Raw genomic sequence first — 18,128 nt, forward strand, 5'->3', positions numbered from 1 at the left:
AGATATATGATATATTTTTTGTTCAACACCAATTAAATTAGGAAATTTAAGCATATATTATTTTGCAGGTATGATTTAAATTCTGAAAATTTAATTACTAATGATAGATATTATAAGAAAAAATTTATTTTATAGTAGATTTAATATTTAATTCCAAAGAATTGATACTTGAAATATTTACTGCTATAACAAGTTTTTTTCTATAAATATGGGAGTGGAAAGTTTTAAAATCTTTTTTTTCCATGTTTTGTATTTATCATATTTATAAAGAGGAAAATATTTTCCGACATATTTAGTGTGTGTGTGGGAAATTGTTGTCTTTTTAATTTAAAAACTCTTTTTTTTGAACAAAATTTTCATTATCATTTTTACCTTTTATTTTAAAAAAAATTAATAATATTGACTATTAGGAATTGATTCATTTTATGAAAATAAAAGCATTTGCACCAGGGAAAATAATTCTTTTTGGTGAACATACAGTTGTATATAACAAGCCTGCTATTGCAGTTGCAATAAATCGGGGAGTAGATGTAACACTTACATCACGTAGTGATGATATTGTTAATATTAATGTTGAAACAATTAACTATTCAAAGAAATTAAAGCTTAATAATGGAAAGCTAGTCTATGAATATGATGATAGTCAAAAACAGATTACTGATTATATATATGAAGTTATAAGCCTCTTTGAATATGAGGGTGGCTTTGACTTATCTGTTGATATTAAAATGTATTTAGGTGCAGGTTTAGGATCATCAGCTGCTGTAACTGTATCAACACTTAAAGCACTTGCACTCTATAGTGGTAATGACTTATCACTTGATGAGATTGCAAAAATTGCACGTTCTATTGAAATTAAAATACAAGGAGCTGCAAGTCCTATTGATACAGCAATGAGTACATATGGTGGAATTATCTATATTGATGAAAATTCAAATCTTAATCCTATAGATTTTGATATGAAATTACCATTACTAGTTTCAAATTGTGAAATTGCTGGTAATACAGGAAAGCTTGTTGCATCAGTACGCAATAAATATGAGAAGTATCCAGAGGTTTTAGAGCATATCTTCACAGCAACAGCAAACGTTGCAATAGATGCAAAAAAGGCATTAGAAGATGGTAATTCTCAGAAACTTGCTGATTTAATGAATATTAATCAGGGACTTCTTGATGCAATGGGTGTAAATACTGCAGAGTTATCTGACATGGTATATCAATCACGTAAATTTGGATCTGCTGGATCTAAACTTACAGGTAGTGGTGGTGGAGGATGTATTATTGCATATACACCAGATGATATAGATTATGTCTACGTGAAATTATCAAAACTTTATCCTACATTTATGTGTGAACAGTCACAAAGTGGGGTTTATGCTGAGATAATAGATGAATAAGAAAAATAAAAAATATAATTTAAAGAAATAAATTAGATAAGTAGGTTTTTTATATGATGATAATAAAACTCGGTGGAAGTGCTCTTACAATAAAAGATGCAAAATCACCAACTATAGATGAAGTTAATTTAGAGCGAATTGCTGATGAATTAACATCATACAACCAAGACATGATAATAGTACATGGAGCAGGATCTTTTGGACATATCTATGCACGAGACTATGAAATAGGCAGTGAAGTAAAAGATGTAAATGATCATCTACGTAAAATTGAGGGAATGTGTATAACACAAACATCAGTACATCGCCTAAATTACATGGTGTGTCGTAAACTTCAACAAAAAGGAATACCTGCTGTGGCAATTAAGCCATCATCATTTATAATAACAGAAAATAAAAGAATTGCAGTATGTGATACAACTGTTATTAAAAACTACCTGGAAAATGGTTTTGTACCAGTACTTTATGGTGATGCTGTACTTGACTATAATGATGCAATTAAGTTTGCAATTCTTTCAGGTGATCAGATAATAACATATCTTGCAGAAGAACTAAATGCTGATAAGGTAATTCTTGCATCTGATGTTGATGGAATCTATACAGATAATCCAAAAACAAATCCTGATGCACAACTAATCGAGGAAGTAACAAAAGATACACAACTTAATCTTACATCAAAAAATTCTCATGCAGATGTAACAGGTGGAATGGAAGGTAAAATTAATGAACTTCTAGAACTTGCAGATAAAGGTATTACATCCCAGATTATTAATGGTGAAGTTGAAGGAAATATAAAAGCTGCAGTATCAGGTAGTAAAGTTAAAGGAACAATTATAAAATAAGGTTTCTCTTTATTTTTTGAATATTAAAAAATTATAGAATTAAATAAAATAAAATTTAAAGGATGTGATTAATGTATGATATCAGATCGAAAACTTCAACATCTTGAAATATGTAAAAACTACGATGTTGAACATACAATAACCACTGGATTTGAAGATATAAATCTTGTTCACAGATCATTACCAGAAGTAGACTATGATGAAATTGATACATCAATTGATTTTAATGGAAAAACACTAGATTCACCACTAATAATAACAGCAATTACTGGTGGACATCCTGAAAGTACAAAGATTAATGAAACTCTTGCAACAGCAGCAGAAAATATGAACATTGCAATGGGTGTTGGAAGTCAAAGAGCAGGAATTACAAATCCTGAACTTAAAGAAACATTCACAGTAGTACGCAATTGTGCACCTGAAGCTGCAATAATAGGAAATATTGGAGCACCACAGGTAGAATATGCATACGATGCAATAGAGATGCTTAACTGTGATGCACTAGCAATACATCTTAATCCATTACAGGAAATTATACAACCTGAAGGAGATATTAATGCTAAAGGATATGTAGATTCTATATCTGAAATATGTTCAAATGTAGATATTCCAATCATTGCAAAAGAAACTGGTGCAGGAATTAGTAGCCAGGATGCAAAGATCCTTGAAGATATTGGTGTTAATATGATTGACATTGAAGGTGTTGGAGGTACAAGCTGGGCTGCTGTTGAAACATACAGGGCTGAAAATCCCTCCCTTGGAAATCTATTCTGGGATTGGGGTATAACAACTGCTGTAAGTACTGTTGAAGTACTTGAGGCAACAAATCTTCCTGTAATTTCATCAGGTGGTATAAGAAATGGACTTGAAGCTGCAAAGGCAATAGCACTTGGTGCTGATTGTGTTGGTATGGCTCTTCCATTTTTAAAACATTCCTATCTTGGACATACCTATGTTGAGGAGAAAATTAAACAGTTTAATCGTGAACTTAAAACTGCAATGTTCCTTGTTGGAGCAGAAAACATTGAACAATTACAACAAAAAAAGGTTATTATAACAGGAAAAACACGAGAAGTATTAGAACAACTAGAAATTGATACAAAAAAATTTGCAAGGAGAATATAAATATATGACAATAGAAGTAATTGCAGTTGGAGGATATGAAGAAATTGGAAAAAACATGACTGCTGTAAAAGTAAATGATGATGTAGTAATATTTGATATGGGTATACATCTTGACAGACTTCACATACATGAAGATACTGATATTTCACGGATGCATAGTTTAGATTTAATTGAACGTGGAGTAATACCTGATGATACACTTATGCGTGAGGTAGATGGAAAGGTACGTGCAATTGTATGTACACATGGACACCTTGACCACATTGGTGCTATTGCAAAACTTGCACACCGTTATGAAGCACCAATTATTGCAACACCATATACTCTTGCATTAATTGAAAAAACAATAAAAAGTGAACGTAAATTTAAGGTAAACAATCCACTTAAAGCATTAAATCCTGGAGAAAAACAACAAATTTCACCAAATCTTACACTTGAATTTGTAAGAACAACACACAGTATACCACAAACAATAACAGCAGCACTACACACACCAGAGGGTGTTGTAATATATGCAAACGACTTTAAATTTGACAACCACCAGATGGTATCACCACCACCTGATTATAGAAGATTCAGAGAACTAGGTAAAAAAGGTGTAAAAGCAGCAATTGTAGATACAACTAATATTAAGGAAGTTCAGGAAAGTAAAACCTACTCTGAAAAAATTGCACGAGATCTTCTAAAAGATGTTCTTAAAGAACCACTCGAAGAGAAAAAAGGTCTTATTGTAACAACATTTGCAAGTCATATTGAAAGAATTCAGGCAATTACAAAAATTACAGAAAGAAGTCGTAGAAAAATTATGATTCTTGGTCGTTCAATGGAACGTTACTGTTCAATTGCAGAGTCAATGGGAATATTAAATCTTCCACGTAATGTAAGTTTATATGGAAATTCTAAGGCAATAAATAAGGCATTAGCACGTGCAAATGATCACCGGTCAAAGTACATGCTTATTGTAACAGGACACCAGGGAGAACCTGATGCACTTCTTCCAAGAATAGCTGCAAATAAGACAAACTTTGAAATAAAACCTGGAGATAACGTTGTATTTTCATCATCAACAATACCAAATCCTATAAATATTGCAAATCGTAACTTACTTGACAGACGTCTTAAAGAAAGAGGAGCAAGAATTTATAACAATGTACACGTATCAGGACATGCAGGACCTGAAGATATGCGTGACTTTATACGTATGCTTCAACCAGAACAACTAATACCTGCACACGGTGATATTAGCCATCTTTCAGCATTTGTAGAACTTGCAGAAGAAGAAGGATATAAACTTGGCAACGATGTACATGTACTACGTAATGGACAGGCACAAGTATTTAACTAGAAAAGAAAAATTAAAAAAGTAGTAATATTAAAACATAGAAATATACTATATAAGAGAATTTTATATAATAGGGTGATTTATAATGGATATATTAGAAATATTAAAAGCATACTCAGAAGATGTAGATAGAGAAATAGAATCGTTACTATCTACTTTACAACCAGATGAACTTAGAGAGTCATCAGAATATCTAACAAAAGCTGGTGGAAAAAAAATTAGACCAGCTCTTACAATGTTAAGTTGTCAGGCAGTATCAGGATCAACAGAAAGAGCTCTTAAAGCTGCTGTTGCTATTGAATTAATCCATACATTCAGTCTTATACATGATGATATAATGGACAATGATGATACACGTCGTGGAATGCCTGCTGTACATAAAGTATGGGGAGAACCTACAGCTATTCTTGCAGGAGACACACTATTTTCTAAAGCATATGAATCATTAATTTCAACAGCTTCAGAAAACATACCATATGAAAAAGTTCTTGACTCACTAAGAATTTTATCTGATGCATGTATAAGTATCTGTGAAGGACAAGTACTTGACATGTCATTTGAAGATACATTTGATGTAACACTTGATGCATACAATGATATGATCTATAAAAAAACAGGTGCACTTATCACTGCATCAACTACAATTGGTGCAATTATTGGTGGAGCATCAGAAATACAAATTGATGCACTACGTAAATATGGTGAAAATATTGGTATTGCATTCCAGATACAAGACGACTACATCGACCTTACAGGTGATGATTCAATAGGAAAACCTGTTGGTAGTGATCTTGTAGAAGGTAAAAAAACAATGATGGTTCTCTTTGCACTTGAAAAAGCAAATAGTGAAGATCATGACAGACTCATTGAGCTTCTCCAGGCAAATGATGAAGCTATTATTCCTGAAGCAATGGAATTACTTAACAAGTATGGTGCTATTGATCATGCAAGACTTGCAGCATATGATCATGTAATAAGAGCAAAAGAAGCACTTAGTGTACTTCCAGATTCAGATGCAAAAGAAGTATTATTTAAACTTGCTGATTATGTATTTAGTAGAAAAGTATAATTATTCTTAGAAAAAATGTTTTAAGATTAATTTACACCCTAAAATATTTTTTAAAGCCACTAACCTCCCCCCTTTTTTTATACCATTTTTATTTTTTTTAGTGATATTTTTATTTTTTAATTTTAATTGATAAATAAACAATAAATATTTAAATATAATGGCTACTATATTTTTAATTGTTAACGAGTAAATACAAAAAAAATTTTTTTAAGGATATTATTCAATAACAAAAAAAAGTAGGATATAATTTACAACAAAGTGGTTGGATATATAAAACTAAAATATAAGGAGATATTTTAAATGTTAGATAAAAGAATGGAAGAAGCATTAAATAAACAAATCAACGCAGAATTAGCATCAGGATACTTATACTTATCAATGGCAACATACTTTGAAGATGAAGACTTACCAGGATTTGCAAACTCCCTCAGAGTACATGCAGAAGAAGAACTTGAACATGGTATGAAAATCTATGATTACATCATCCGTAAAAATGGTAGTGTAGTACTTGAAGGATTTGAAACACCAGAACGTCAATGGGATGGAATTGTAGCTGTATATGAAGCTATTCTTGAACACGAAGAACTTGTAACTTCATTAATTAACGACTTAATGGATTTAGCAGAAGAACTTAATGATCATGCAACAATCCAATTCTTATTATGGTTTGTAGAAGAACAAGTTGAAGAAGAAGAATTAGCACATGAAGATCTAAGAAAAGTAAGAATGGCTGTAGATTCAAGACACCTCTTATATGAATTAGACAAAGAATACGGAAGTTTAACTTCAAACGAAGAATAAATTTTCTAAATTTTTATTCTTTTTATTTTTTCACCACCCTATTTTAAAATTAAAAAAAACTATTTTTATTATAAAACTTGAATACTACTTTTTATTAAGATAATTAATTAAATATATAATATAATTTTTAAAATAGAGTTAATTGAGTTTAAAACTGAAGGAATTTTTATGAATAAGTATGTGAGTTTTATTAGTGATGAAGATTTTTTAGATGCTGTTGAATTTGTTGTTAAATCATACATAGTGGAAAATTCTGTGAAAATGATTGAAGATGAATTAAAACATGGAAAAAATACTACTGATTTTATTAAATTAATCTTTGATGTATATACAAAACAAATATCACTTCAAGGATGGTTAGATTCTGAAATTAACAGACAAAAAGATAAATCACGAAATAATAAGATTGGTGAATTCCATCAAAAAGTATTGGGAAAGGTTCCAGGATGGCAAGATTTAAAGATTGGAAGTCCATATGGTGTTGATCTTAAAAATGATGATAACACTGTATTTATTGAATTGAAAAATAAGTTTAATACTTTAAATTCTTCTTCATCTTTAGCAACAATGTTAAAACTTGAAAATATTATTCATGAACATCCTAATGCTAAGGCTTATATTTGTTATATTGTTGAGAAGAAATATAAATCAAAAGATAAAATATGGCATGTGAAAGAAAATAGGGAAAATTCAGATGGAAGTAAAGTTACAATTGATCATTGTAATGAAAATATAAAATTAGTTAGTGGATATAAGGTGTATGAACTTGTAACAGGTGATAGAACTGCACTTAAACAGGTATATGAAGCACTTCCTTTGGCAATAAATGATGTTTTAAAAAATAAATATGATCTTCCTGATTTTAAATTATCAAAAAGTGATCAGGAAATCTTAGATAGTTATGGTGATTATGTTTTTAATTATGATGACTAAAATGGTAATTTTGTTTGTATAGATTTTGTTGTACTACTTTCACTTAAACTGTTTTGAGTTAATGCAGATACTATTGATTTACCAACAGCTTCGGCTAATTTAACAGGTACTGCATTACCAATCTGTTTATATTGTGATGAGGTTGTTCCACTAAATTGCCATGCATCTGGAAATGATTGTATTCTTGCATACTCACGTATAGTAAATGGTCTTGTTTCATCAGGATGACATCTTTCTGTTTGTTTTTGTGCCGGACTTGTTGTAAGTGTAAGTGATGGTTCATCCCATGCAAGTCTTCTTGCCATACCTCTTTTTCCACCACCACTATAGTAACTTTTACCCATGTACTGTTTTTGTATATCAACAGGTAAATCTACCCAGCATCCACCTGGAGGAACAAGTTCAAGAACTTTTCTTTTATTTTCAGAATAACTCATACCATCAGATTCTGGTACATCTTTTAGAACATCAGCAAGTGTAGGTTTTTCATCTGAAACTTCAGGATAGTTAAATATAATACCATCTTTAACTCCTATGAGAAACATTCTTTTTCTTTTCTGTGCAACACCATAATCCCATGCATTAAGTACTTTATATTCTACTCTATAACCAAGACTTTCAAGTACTTCAATCATTGTCTTTAATGTTCGACCTTTATCATGTCTTATGAGTCCTTGAACATTTTCTGCTACACAAATTTTAGGTGAAACTTCCTTTACACATCGTGCAAATTCAAAAAATAATGTTCCACGTGTATCTTCAAATCCAAGTCTTTTACCAGCATAACTAAATGCTTGACATGGAAAACCACCTGCAACTATATCTGCATCATATTTACTAAAATCAACATTATGAACATCATCATGTATAACATTCCAGTTTGGTCTATTATTTTTTAATGTTTCAACACAATCTTTGTCAATTTCAACAAGAAGTTCATGTTCAATTCCTGCATTTTCAAGACCTAATGCAAGACCTCCTGCTCCTGTAAATAATTCAATAGCTTTCATTTTATTTAATATTCCCCTAAATGTATAATTCTTTTTTTTATTATTTATATTCTATATTATATATGTTTCATATTATGTTTAATTTTTATGATTATATACTATTATTATTTTTATTTTTTTATATATTTTTCTAAGATCTTTTGAAATATTTTCAATATATTTTAATTATTTTAATATTATTTATATTTAAATTACTAGATTATATAAATAGAGTACAAAAATTATTAATTGGGAGATGAAATTATAAAATGAATACAAAAGAATATGACTGTTTTGTTGGTAGTGAAAAAATTTACATAAAAGCTTACCTACCTGACATGGAAGGTAATGATGAGTTGCTTGATTGTGTTATACTATCACATGGACTTTCTTTAAATCATACATTTATGATTGCATATGCACAAAAACTTCAAAGTATGGGTGTTGCAGCATTTGTATTTGATTTTCGTGGTGGTGGTTATGACTCACTTAGTGATGGTAAAATATGTGATATGACATTAACATCAGAAGTAGAGGATTTAGAATGTGTTATAGAATTTATCAAAGATCTTGAATTTATTAACAATGATAGTATCTACCTTGCAGGTCACAGTCAGGGAGGATTCATAAGCAGTCTTGTTGCAAATAAAAGATCTGATATTAATGCATTGTTCTTATTTGCTCCTGCATATGTTATAGTTGATGATATGACAAATACAACACGACCAAAAAATGTCTTAGAACTTATGCCAGAACACCTGGGAGATACATATATCAATGATGCACTAAGTGTAAATTTATATGATGATATAGATGATTTTAAAAATCATGTTATAATCTTCCATGGAAAAAAAGATATGCGAGTTCCTATAAGCTATGCACATGATGCATTTGATGCATATAGTGATTGTGAATTAATTGTCTTTGATGATGAAGAGCACAGATTCACAGACAAAACCAAGGATATTGTAGTTATGAAAATTATTGATTTCATACACAAAAATAAGAAATAATACCCTTGTAACTATATGAATTAACATTATCTTTTTTAATTTAATTCATCCTAACATGCTAATTTTAATTTTTAAATGTTATCATATATAGGATAGCATACTATTTTTTTTTATTAATTTAATATTTCATTTATCAATCTCCTTTTTTTTAGTTGTTTAATAGCTACAATCATATTTTTTCCATATAAAATTACTTAAAATTAGTTAATAAGTCTTATTTTAACTATAATATTAATATTTAATAAAAAATATAGTTATTATTATAATTTATAACGTATTTTATGGATTAAATAATTAAATTGGGGGATATTTTTGGAGGCAAATTCTAAAAATATAGAATTAATTCGTGGAGACTATAAGAAGGCTGTAAAGAAGCTTTCTGTACCTACAATGATAAGCTTGCTTGTTGCATCATTATATAATCTTACAGATAGTATTTGGATCTCAGCACTTAGTGCTGATGCTCTTGCTGCACTTGGTTTTATTCTACCATTTTTCTATATTGTTATGGGATTTGGAAGTGGACTTGCAGTTGGAGTAAATAGTGCAATTTCACGACAAATTGGGGCAAATGATCACAAGCAGGCAAGTAACACTGCAATTCATGGAATTCTTCTTGCAATAGTATTTTCAATACTTATAGGTGTATTTTCATATTATACAATTCCAATTTTTCTAGATATTGGTCTTGTTGGTGTTGAAGTTGGACTTTCAGAATCTCTTGCACTTGAATATGGACAAATTCTTTTTGCTGCAATTATACCATTTATATTATGTGAAGTTGAAGTTGCAATTCTAAGATCAGAGGGTGATGCAAAACGTGGAATGTATGTGATGCTTGCAACTGTAATTCTTAATATTATTCTTGATCCAATAATGATATTTACATTAAATATGAATATAGCAGGAGCAGCACTTGCAACAGTAATTAGTGAAACAATTGGATGTCTTATTCTTATTTACTGGATTCATTATAAAAAGGATACATATCTTGGTATTAAGCGTGAAAACTTCACTTTTAGCTTTTATCATATAAAGCAGATATTATCTATTGCACTTCCATCAACTTTTGAAGATCTTATAACAAGTATATTAAATATGGCAGAAAATATAATACTTCTACTTTCAGGAGGTTATCTTGCAGTGGCTGCATATTCTGCTGTTTGTCGACTTACACAGCTTATAATTATCCCAATTAAGGGATTGGGTGTTTCTATGATAACACTTGCTGGAAATATGTATGGTGAGAAAAATTATGGGAAGCTTAAAAGTACATACTTCTATACTTTAAAGTTAAGTATTATCATAACAACACTTCTCATAGTACTTTCATACGTCTTTGCTCCACAAATTGGAGTACTTTTTGCATCAGGTGATATTAAGCTTTCAGTTGAGGTAAGTAAAGCTCTACGTTTAATGATAATAACAATTCTCAGTGTATGTTTTGGTGTTATATCATGTAACTTCTTCCAGGAAATAGGAAAAGGAACAATTTCACTTATAATTACTGTTATTCGAAGCTCAATACTTAAGGTAATTTTCACAATATTCCTATTTTATTTCATATTTAATATGGGAGTAAATGGTGTGTATTTTGGTGTTATGATGTGTGGTATAATTAGTGGAACTATAGCATTTAGCTGGGCATTATATTACCTACGGAAACTATTAAAACATGATGATGATAGTAGTATTTCCAACTAACCTCTCCACTACTTATTTTTTTTTAATTCTCTTATTTTTTTAATAATAACTTAATTATCTATTAACAATAAAAATAATAATATAATTGAAAAATTTTATACTACAAATAAATTAAAAGGGTATAATGATTATTTTTTTTAAGTAACTATATAGGAGTTTATTATTAATGGTTAATCCAAATAAGAAAGTTAAAAGACCAGATGGTTTAGGTAAAATATTTAAATATAAAACATCAGAAGATGGTGAGGAAATATTCACACTTCCAATTATTAAAACATTAAATGATAACTACATCTATCTTCTTCGTGCAATAAGAGCAGAAAACTATTATATTCCAGAAAATGATTCATGCTTCTTTTTTAAGGAAATTGTATATGACAATGAAGTTGTAGGATTTGCAGCATATCGTCCAAGTAATATTAATGAAAGTTCACTTATTATGCAATACATGTATGTACTTGATGAATATAGAAACAAAGGACTTCTTGCAGAAGAACTTGATGAGGCAACAACACTCTTTGAATCAAGTATTCTTATTGAATATCCATCATGTGACACAGTTAAAACATTAATTAAACACAGACTTGCACGTGTATTTAATGATAGATTTGCAATTTCAAGAATTCCATTTTATGTACCTATGGTTGATATAGACGATGCAACAAGTGGAGTTCTTCGTGAAGGATATGAATATCCAGAAAAAGTATACAGTAAACTATCACTAGTATATGACCTAGAGCTTTGTTGTGTTGTTGGTGTTGCAAGTGATGATATTGAAAATATGTACAAAGAAGGAGTTGCTGATGAAGAAACTATTAACAACTACAATATCATGAGTCTTGCACTAGCTGAAGATGATGCTAAATATGGCTGTGTTGAGAAAAGACAAAATGATGAAGATATAGCAAATGGAACATACTTTGCTAAACTTAAAGATCTTCTCGATGAAAACGACAGTGTAATTGAAAACTGGTTAACATTAATGTAGATAAAATATGAAATAATGAGCAGAGGGTAAAATAATATAGATAATACATATGACATGTATATCATCTACTCATATTTTTTTATTAGAAAAATACTATTTTTTTGAGGGATTTAATTTTTATGAATTTTGAAGTTTTCTATTATTCAAAAACAGGACATACAAAACAACTAGCCGATGCAATAGGTAGCATAATAGGAAAAGATGCAAAAGATATTACATCAAATAGTATAGATGAAGATATTGATGTACTATTTTTTGGAAGCAGTATCTATGGAAATGGAATAGATCCTGCAGTTGTAAGATTTTTCAACAACAATATAGATGCAAATATTGGATGTATTGTTAACTTTTCAACATCAGGTGTTGGAAGATCAACATACGATGAAATAAAAGCACTAGCAGAAAGTTATTCAATAAAAATGGCAGAAGACCAATTCTACTGTATAGGTGAATTTGCAGGAATGAATAGTGACAAACCAGATGCAAACGACATTTCAAAAATCAAAACATTTGCACAAGATATTGTTAACAAATACTAAACACCCAAAGAATCTTTTTTTTATTATTCTTTTTTTAAAAAAATCTAATTTTACTATTTTATACTATTTTTATTTTTAAGATAAAAAATAAAATAGAATATATGCTCTATTAAATTTTAGCATACTTTTTAAAGTTTTCAGCTTGTTCAAATACTTCTGAAAATACCTCATCATTATATTCTGGAGGATAATCATTTTTATCTAATAATAAAATTAAATCTACTTTTAAATTTGCTTTAATATCTTCTCTGTTGTCCCAATCAACATATGATGAATTATCTTCAACAATTTTCTTAATCTCTTTAGCTAAATGAAGTAATTTTTCATGAGGATATTCAAATTCATGTTTAATGGAAACATCTTTTAAAATATCATAAAATGCTTTTTCTTCAAAACTTATATCTAAACTCTCAAAAGAACACTTATCCTCTTTAAATTCCTTAACTAAATTCATAATTTCACTAATAACATCTTCAAAAACTTCTTCAGCCACTTGTTTATCATTTCTAAGTCGATTATAAAAATCAATTAAGTCATTTAATTTTTCACTAAATGCTTTAGCTTTAACCCTATTAACTTTACCATATTCTTTAATTTCATTCCTCATTAAACGTTCTAATATTTTAATTTTTGTATTTACCCTAGGAATTTGGTTAATTTTATTAATATAATCTTCAGAAAGTAAATCTATTCCATGAATATTTTTATTAGCTTGAAGAACATCCTCAACACCATCTGAAAGTATTGCTTCTTCAACCATTTTAATAACTTTCCTATTCATTTTACTAATATCAGGTGCATCTCCTTTAGTTAATTTATATATTATAGAACGAACTCCAGTATAGAAGAAAATTTCATCTCTTTCTTTTTTAGATATCTCATCAGATATCACACATAAATCATAAGCAGATTTTAATCTTTTAACATTACGCATAAACATTTTTTCTGTTTTTTCAGTTATCTGAACATATTCTGCAGCATCTTTTAAACAGTTTAATTTATCAAGTGCAGTTCCTTCATAGTATTGTTCTGTATTAAAATTATAAAACATACTATCTAAAATTGATAATTGATCTTTAACTATTGTAATTGATGGAGTTAAATCTTCTATTTTTTCTTTTTCAAAATTTGTATATGTTCTTAATGCATCATTCATTGCCTTATAAATTCCAATATAATCAATAATTAAACCTTTTTCTTTGCCTTCATAAACCCTATTAACACGAGAAATTGTTTGAATTAATGTATGTTTTTTAATAGGTTTATCAATAAAAATAGTATCCAAACAAGGTACATCAAAACCAGTTATCCACATATCTACTACAATAGCTATTTTAAAGTTAGATTTTTCATTTTTAAATTGATCAGCAAATGATTCTCTATCTTCTTTTGTACCTAATAAATCATATAACTCTTTTTCATCATCTTTATTTCGAGTCATTATCATTTTTATTTTAGGCATTTTCTTTATTGTTCTTTTTTCCTCTTCATAAATGGTTTCTTCTTCAGAATATTTACTTATTGCCCATTCAGGTCTTAAATTTATTACTTTTTTATAAAATTCATAAGCTATTGATCTTGATGCACATACAAACATAGCTTTACCTTTTACTGTTGATTGTTCTTCAATACGTTGTTCATAAAGTTCAATAAAATCTTCAGCAACAGATTGTAATCTATCTGAATCTCCAATTATCGTATTAATATTAAGAATTGCTTTTTTACTAGCTTCAATTTGATATTCATTTGCACCTTCTTCAGCACATTGTTTATAATAATCCTCAATTTCTTTTACTTTTTCATTATCCACATTTACTCTTGCAGCACGACCATCATAAACCATATTTACAATTATTCCATCTTCTACTGCATCAGTCATTGTATATGAATCAACAATTTCTCCAAACACATCAATTGTTTCATCAATAGGTGTTCCTGTAAAACCAACATAAACAGCATTTGGTAATGAATCATGTAAATATTTAGCAAAACCATATTTCTTTTCAACACCATTTTCAGTATAAACATGAGTAGCTTCTAAGTTCAATTGAGACCTATGAGCTTCATCAGAAATACAAATAATATTACTTCTTTCACTTAATAAATCAATATCTTCTGTGAATTTCTGAATATTTGTAAGATAAACTCCACCACTTAAACGATTTTTAAGCTCTTCTTTTAAATCATTACGAGAAAGTATTTTTTTAACCTTATTATCACCTAAGAAATTTTTAGAATTAACAAATAATTTTGATAATTGTCTTTCCAAGTCAGTTCTATCAGTAATTAAAAGTATTGTTGGATTTTTTAATTGTTTATCTTTCATTAAAATACGAGATAAAAATAACATTGCTAAACTTTTTCCAGATCCAGTTGATCCAAAATAAGTTCCACCTTTACCTTCACCTTTTGGTTTGATATTTTTCAAAATATTATCATGTAATTTAGTAACTGCATAATATTGTGGGTATCTACAAATTATTTTCTTATCAGAATTTGTATTATCTGGAAAATAAATAAAATCATTAATAATTTTCAATAATCTTGATTTATTAAACATTCCTTTTACTAAAGATAATGCAGAATCAATACCTTCATATTCATTATCTTCCCTATTAATTTTTTTCCATGAATAGAAGAATTCATACTCTGTAAATAAAGTACCATATTTATTATTTACCCCATCACTTATTACAATAAATGCATTATACTTAAACAATTCAGGAATATCTCTAGCATACCTTACAGTCAACTGTTCATATGCATTAAAAATAGTAGTATTTGTTTTAATCGCACTTTTAAATTCAAAAACAACTAATGGTAAACCATTAATAAAAACAATTCCATCAGGGATTCTAAATTCAAATCCTTTAATTTTAAATTGATTAACAAATTTAAAAAGATTATTTTCTATATTTTCAAAATCAACAATATTAATATATAAATCAGCCTTAGTTTTATCATCTCTTTGTAAATTAAAACCTTCAGTTAGTATTTCAAAGAATTTTTTATTTGTTTCATATAATGAATCATAAGAAATATTTTTTATTTGAGTTATAATTTTAGTTACTTCATTTAATGTAATATCCTCAGAAGAATATTTGTTTAATAAATAATTTTTCAAATCATCTTCCAAAATAACATCTTCAATTTCACGTTTTAAATCTTCACCAAATACATATTCATATTTTTCTTCTTTGAATAAAGCAATAAATGCATCTTCTAAATTACTTTCATTAAATGAAATAAGCTTTTCCCCCATTGTTATTAATTTGTTAATTAAAATATAAATAGTAAATTTTAGGAATAAAAACTCCTTTTTTTTACTAATTTAAAAATAAAAATAAAAATTTACAGAAACTAGCTAAAGCTATTTTTCATTATCATTTCATTGATTTTAAACCTTATGAGAATAATCTAATTGAAGATGATTCTTATGGATTAATCCCTAAAAATTGGTTAGTACAAACAATTGATGAATTTGTGGATGATATGAAAAATGGAGGTACTCCAAAACGGGGAGAAGTAAATTACTGGAATAATGGGAATATTCCTTGGTTAAAAACTGGTGAGATTAATAATAATGTTATAATTAAAAGTGAAGAGTATATAACTGAATTAGGTTTAAAAAAAAGTTCAGCAAAATTATTACCTGTTAATACTATTGTCATGGCATTATATGGAAAAGGAACTGCAGCACGTATTGGTTTACTAAAACTTGAAGCAACAACAAATCAAGCTTGCTGTGCAATGATTTGTAATGATTTTAATAAAACTTTATTTTTATACTTATTTTTATTATTCAATCAAAAAGAAATTGAAAATTTAGCAAGTGGTTCAGTACAGCAAAATTTAAGTAAAGATCTTATTGCTAATTTAAAAATAGTTGTACCTCCCAATTCAATAATTGAAAATTTACCATTTAAGGAAATTTATAATAAAATTACGAATAATTGTTTTGAAATAGAAAAGTTAACTAAAATAAGAGATATTTTACTTCCTAAGTTAATGAATGGTGAAATAGATGTTTCTAATATAGAAGTCTAATTAGTTAAATTATTGTTTAACTTTTTCTTTATTTCATTTTTTTAATATTAAATATAAGTAACATTGTTATATTATGACACTTATCTAAAATGATTTCAAAAAAAAGTTTTAGCTAATATATTTTCTATGTGCTATTTTTACATTACTTTGATTTACCATGGCATATTGTAATGTTGTGTCTATTTTTTCATGTCCTAGTAGTTGTTGTAATTGTTCAATTGGCATTCCTTTGTTTATTGCCATTGTTGCCATTGTTCTTCTAAATTTGTGTGGATGTACTTTTTTAAGTCCTAGTTTTTTTCCTAGTTTTCTTAGTCTTGTTTCAATTCCACCTATTGAAATTCTTTTATATGGCTTTTTTAATGATACAAATAATGCTTGATTTTTATCTTTTCTATCTTTTAGATAGTTTTTTAGATGTATTTTTGTTCTAGCATCAAAATAAACAATTCTTTCTTTATTACCTTTTCCAAATACTATACATTCTCTTTCTTTAAAATCTATATCTTGTCTGTTTAACAATACCATTTCTCCTATTCTCATACCTGTTGATGCAAGCATGTCAATCATTGCTAAATCACGTGATTCACTACAGTTATCTCTTAACATTTCCAGTGTTTCATCAGAATAAGTTTCTTTTACATTTTTTTCTGTCTTTATTTTATGAATTCTTCGAACAGGACTTTTTAGAATATAATCTTCATCTTCAAGCCATGAAAAAAAGCTTGAAAATATACGTCTTATATTATCAATTGTTACACGACTTGATTTTCTACTCATCTGGTATTCAGTTAAATATTTACGTATATCTTCAGTTGTTATACTCATTATGTCTTTATCTAATTTTTTTAGCATTAAATCGATTGTTGAGTTATAGTATTTAAGTGATTTTTCAGAACATCCTTCAACTCGTTTTGCATCTAAAAATATTTTAAGAAGATTTTGCTTCTTTTTTTCATAATTATTTACTTTTTGAATTAAATCATAATTAAATAAGTGATATTCTAATATCTGTTTTAATCTCATTATTTGACTATTATTCAGGTAATGTAACATTTCTTGAATAATATTATTAATTAAATTTTGTTTCATAATTACTACTTATCTTTATAAAATATAAGAGAATTATTTGGATTATTAACTAAAACAATAATTTAACTAATTAGACTTCTATATTAGAAACATCTATTTCACCATTCATTAACTTAGGAAGTAAAATATCTCTTAAATTACTTAATTTTGAATTTTCTTTTTTATTTTCATCTACTTTTTGCATAATACTTTTAGCCCAATTTTCAAATTCTTGAAGTTCTTTTTCAGAAGGTAATATAATTTCAAT

Annotated in this window: 15 protein-coding genes; 12 read left to right on the top strand and 3 right to left on the bottom strand. The window is 28.0% G+C overall.

Annotated features, from left to right (window positions below):
* The first annotated feature begins 425 nt into the window (after positions 1–425).
* The 7 genes from mvk to MRZ80_RS01165 all read left to right on the top strand — a co-directional run bounded on the left by mvk (position 426) and on the right by MRZ80_RS01165 (position 7,509).
* On the top strand, positions 426–1,397 hold the full coding sequence (gene mvk / locus MRZ80_RS01135; RefSeq protein WP_292535386.1) for a mevalonate kinase: 972 nt from the start codon (positions 426–428) through the stop codon (positions 1,395–1,397).
* Between the two features lie 53 nt (positions 1,398–1,450).
* On the top strand, positions 1,451–2,239 hold the full coding sequence (locus MRZ80_RS01140) for an isopentenyl phosphate kinase (RefSeq protein ID WP_292535388.1): 789 nt from the start codon (positions 1,451–1,453) through the stop codon (positions 2,237–2,239).
* Between the two features lie 75 nt (positions 2,240–2,314).
* Entirely contained in the window at positions 2,315–3,364 is a 1,050-nt protein-coding gene (gene fni / locus MRZ80_RS01145; RefSeq protein ID WP_292535390.1) for a type 2 isopentenyl-diphosphate Delta-isomerase, read from the top strand.
* A 4-nt stretch (positions 3,365–3,368) separates the two neighbouring features.
* On the top strand, positions 3,369–4,709 hold the full coding sequence (locus tag MRZ80_RS01150) for an RNase J family beta-CASP ribonuclease (RefSeq protein ID WP_292535392.1): 1,341 nt from the start codon (positions 3,369–3,371) through the stop codon (positions 4,707–4,709).
* An 82-nt stretch (positions 4,710–4,791) separates the two neighbouring features.
* Positions 4,792–5,775, top strand: coding sequence for a short chain isoprenyl diphosphate synthase IdsA (gene idsA, locus MRZ80_RS01155; protein WP_292535394.1), 984 nt, complete (start codon positions 4,792–4,794; stop codon positions 5,773–5,775).
* A 300-nt stretch (positions 5,776–6,075) separates the two neighbouring features.
* Entirely contained in the window at positions 6,076–6,576 is a 501-nt protein-coding gene (locus MRZ80_RS01160) for a ferritin (RefSeq protein WP_292535396.1), read from the top strand.
* 168 nt (positions 6,577–6,744) lie between these two features.
* Positions 6,745–7,509 carry an Eco47II family restriction endonuclease gene (locus tag MRZ80_RS01165; RefSeq protein ID WP_292535398.1) on the top strand — a complete coding sequence of 255 codons (765 nt, stop codon included), beginning with the start codon at positions 6,745–6,747 and terminating at the stop codon, positions 7,507–7,509.
* Here the strand turns inward: MRZ80_RS01165 and MRZ80_RS01170 are convergent.
* The gene (locus tag MRZ80_RS01170; RefSeq protein WP_292535400.1) at positions 7,506–8,519 is read right to left on the bottom strand and encodes a DNA cytosine methyltransferase; all 1,014 of its coding nucleotides are present in this window, start codon (positions 8,517–8,519) and stop codon (positions 7,506–7,508) included. The two genes, MRZ80_RS01165 and MRZ80_RS01170, sit on opposite strands and share 4 nt — an antisense overlap.
* Before the next feature lie 248 nt (positions 8,520–8,767).
* On the opposite strand from MRZ80_RS01170, the gene MRZ80_RS01175 reads away from it, so the two are divergent.
* The 4 genes from MRZ80_RS01175 (at position 8,768) to MRZ80_RS01190 (ending at position 12,742) form a co-directional block, all read left to right on the top strand.
* Positions 8,768–9,511: an alpha/beta fold hydrolase gene (locus tag MRZ80_RS01175; RefSeq protein ID WP_292535402.1), complete on the top strand. Its 744-nt coding sequence runs from the start codon at positions 8,768–8,770 to the stop codon at positions 9,509–9,511.
* Positions 9,512–9,823: 312 nt separating this feature from the next.
* Complete coding sequence (locus MRZ80_RS01180; RefSeq protein ID WP_292535404.1) at positions 9,824–11,215, top strand: MATE family efflux transporter; 1,392 nt, start codon at positions 9,824–9,826, stop codon at positions 11,213–11,215.
* Positions 11,216–11,381: 166 nt separating this feature from the next.
* Entirely contained in the window at positions 11,382–12,203 is an 822-nt protein-coding gene (locus MRZ80_RS01185) for a GNAT family N-acetyltransferase (RefSeq protein WP_292535406.1), read from the top strand.
* Positions 12,204–12,322: 119 nt separating this feature from the next.
* Positions 12,323–12,742, top strand: coding sequence for a flavodoxin domain-containing protein (locus MRZ80_RS01190; RefSeq protein WP_292535408.1), 420 nt, complete (start codon positions 12,323–12,325; stop codon positions 12,740–12,742).
* A 109-nt stretch (positions 12,743–12,851) separates the two neighbouring features.
* Here the strand turns inward: MRZ80_RS01190 and MRZ80_RS01195 are convergent, their stop codons facing one another.
* Complete coding sequence (locus MRZ80_RS01195) at positions 12,852–16,004, bottom strand: HsdR family type I site-specific deoxyribonuclease (RefSeq protein WP_292535410.1); 3,153 nt, start codon at positions 16,002–16,004, stop codon at positions 12,852–12,854.
* Positions 16,005–16,234: 230 nt separating this feature from the next.
* Between MRZ80_RS01195 and MRZ80_RS01200 the strand changes: the two genes are divergently transcribed.
* On the top strand, positions 16,235–16,789 hold the full coding sequence (locus tag MRZ80_RS01200; protein ID WP_292535416.1) for a restriction endonuclease subunit S: 555 nt from the start codon (positions 16,235–16,237) through the stop codon (positions 16,787–16,789).
* 108 nt (positions 16,790–16,897) lie between these two features.
* Here the strand turns inward: MRZ80_RS01200 and xerA are convergent, their stop codons facing one another.
* Positions 16,898–17,881 carry a site-specific tyrosine recombinase/integron integrase gene (xerA, locus tag MRZ80_RS01205; protein ID WP_292535412.1) on the bottom strand — a complete coding sequence of 328 codons (984 nt, stop codon included), beginning with the start codon at positions 17,879–17,881 and terminating at the stop codon, positions 16,898–16,900.
* Positions 17,882–18,128: the final 247 nt, after the last annotated feature.

It is taken from the genome of Methanosphaera sp., assembly GCF_022768985.1.
Taxonomy (GTDB): domain Archaea; phylum Methanobacteriota; class Methanobacteria; order Methanobacteriales; family Methanobacteriaceae; genus Methanosphaera.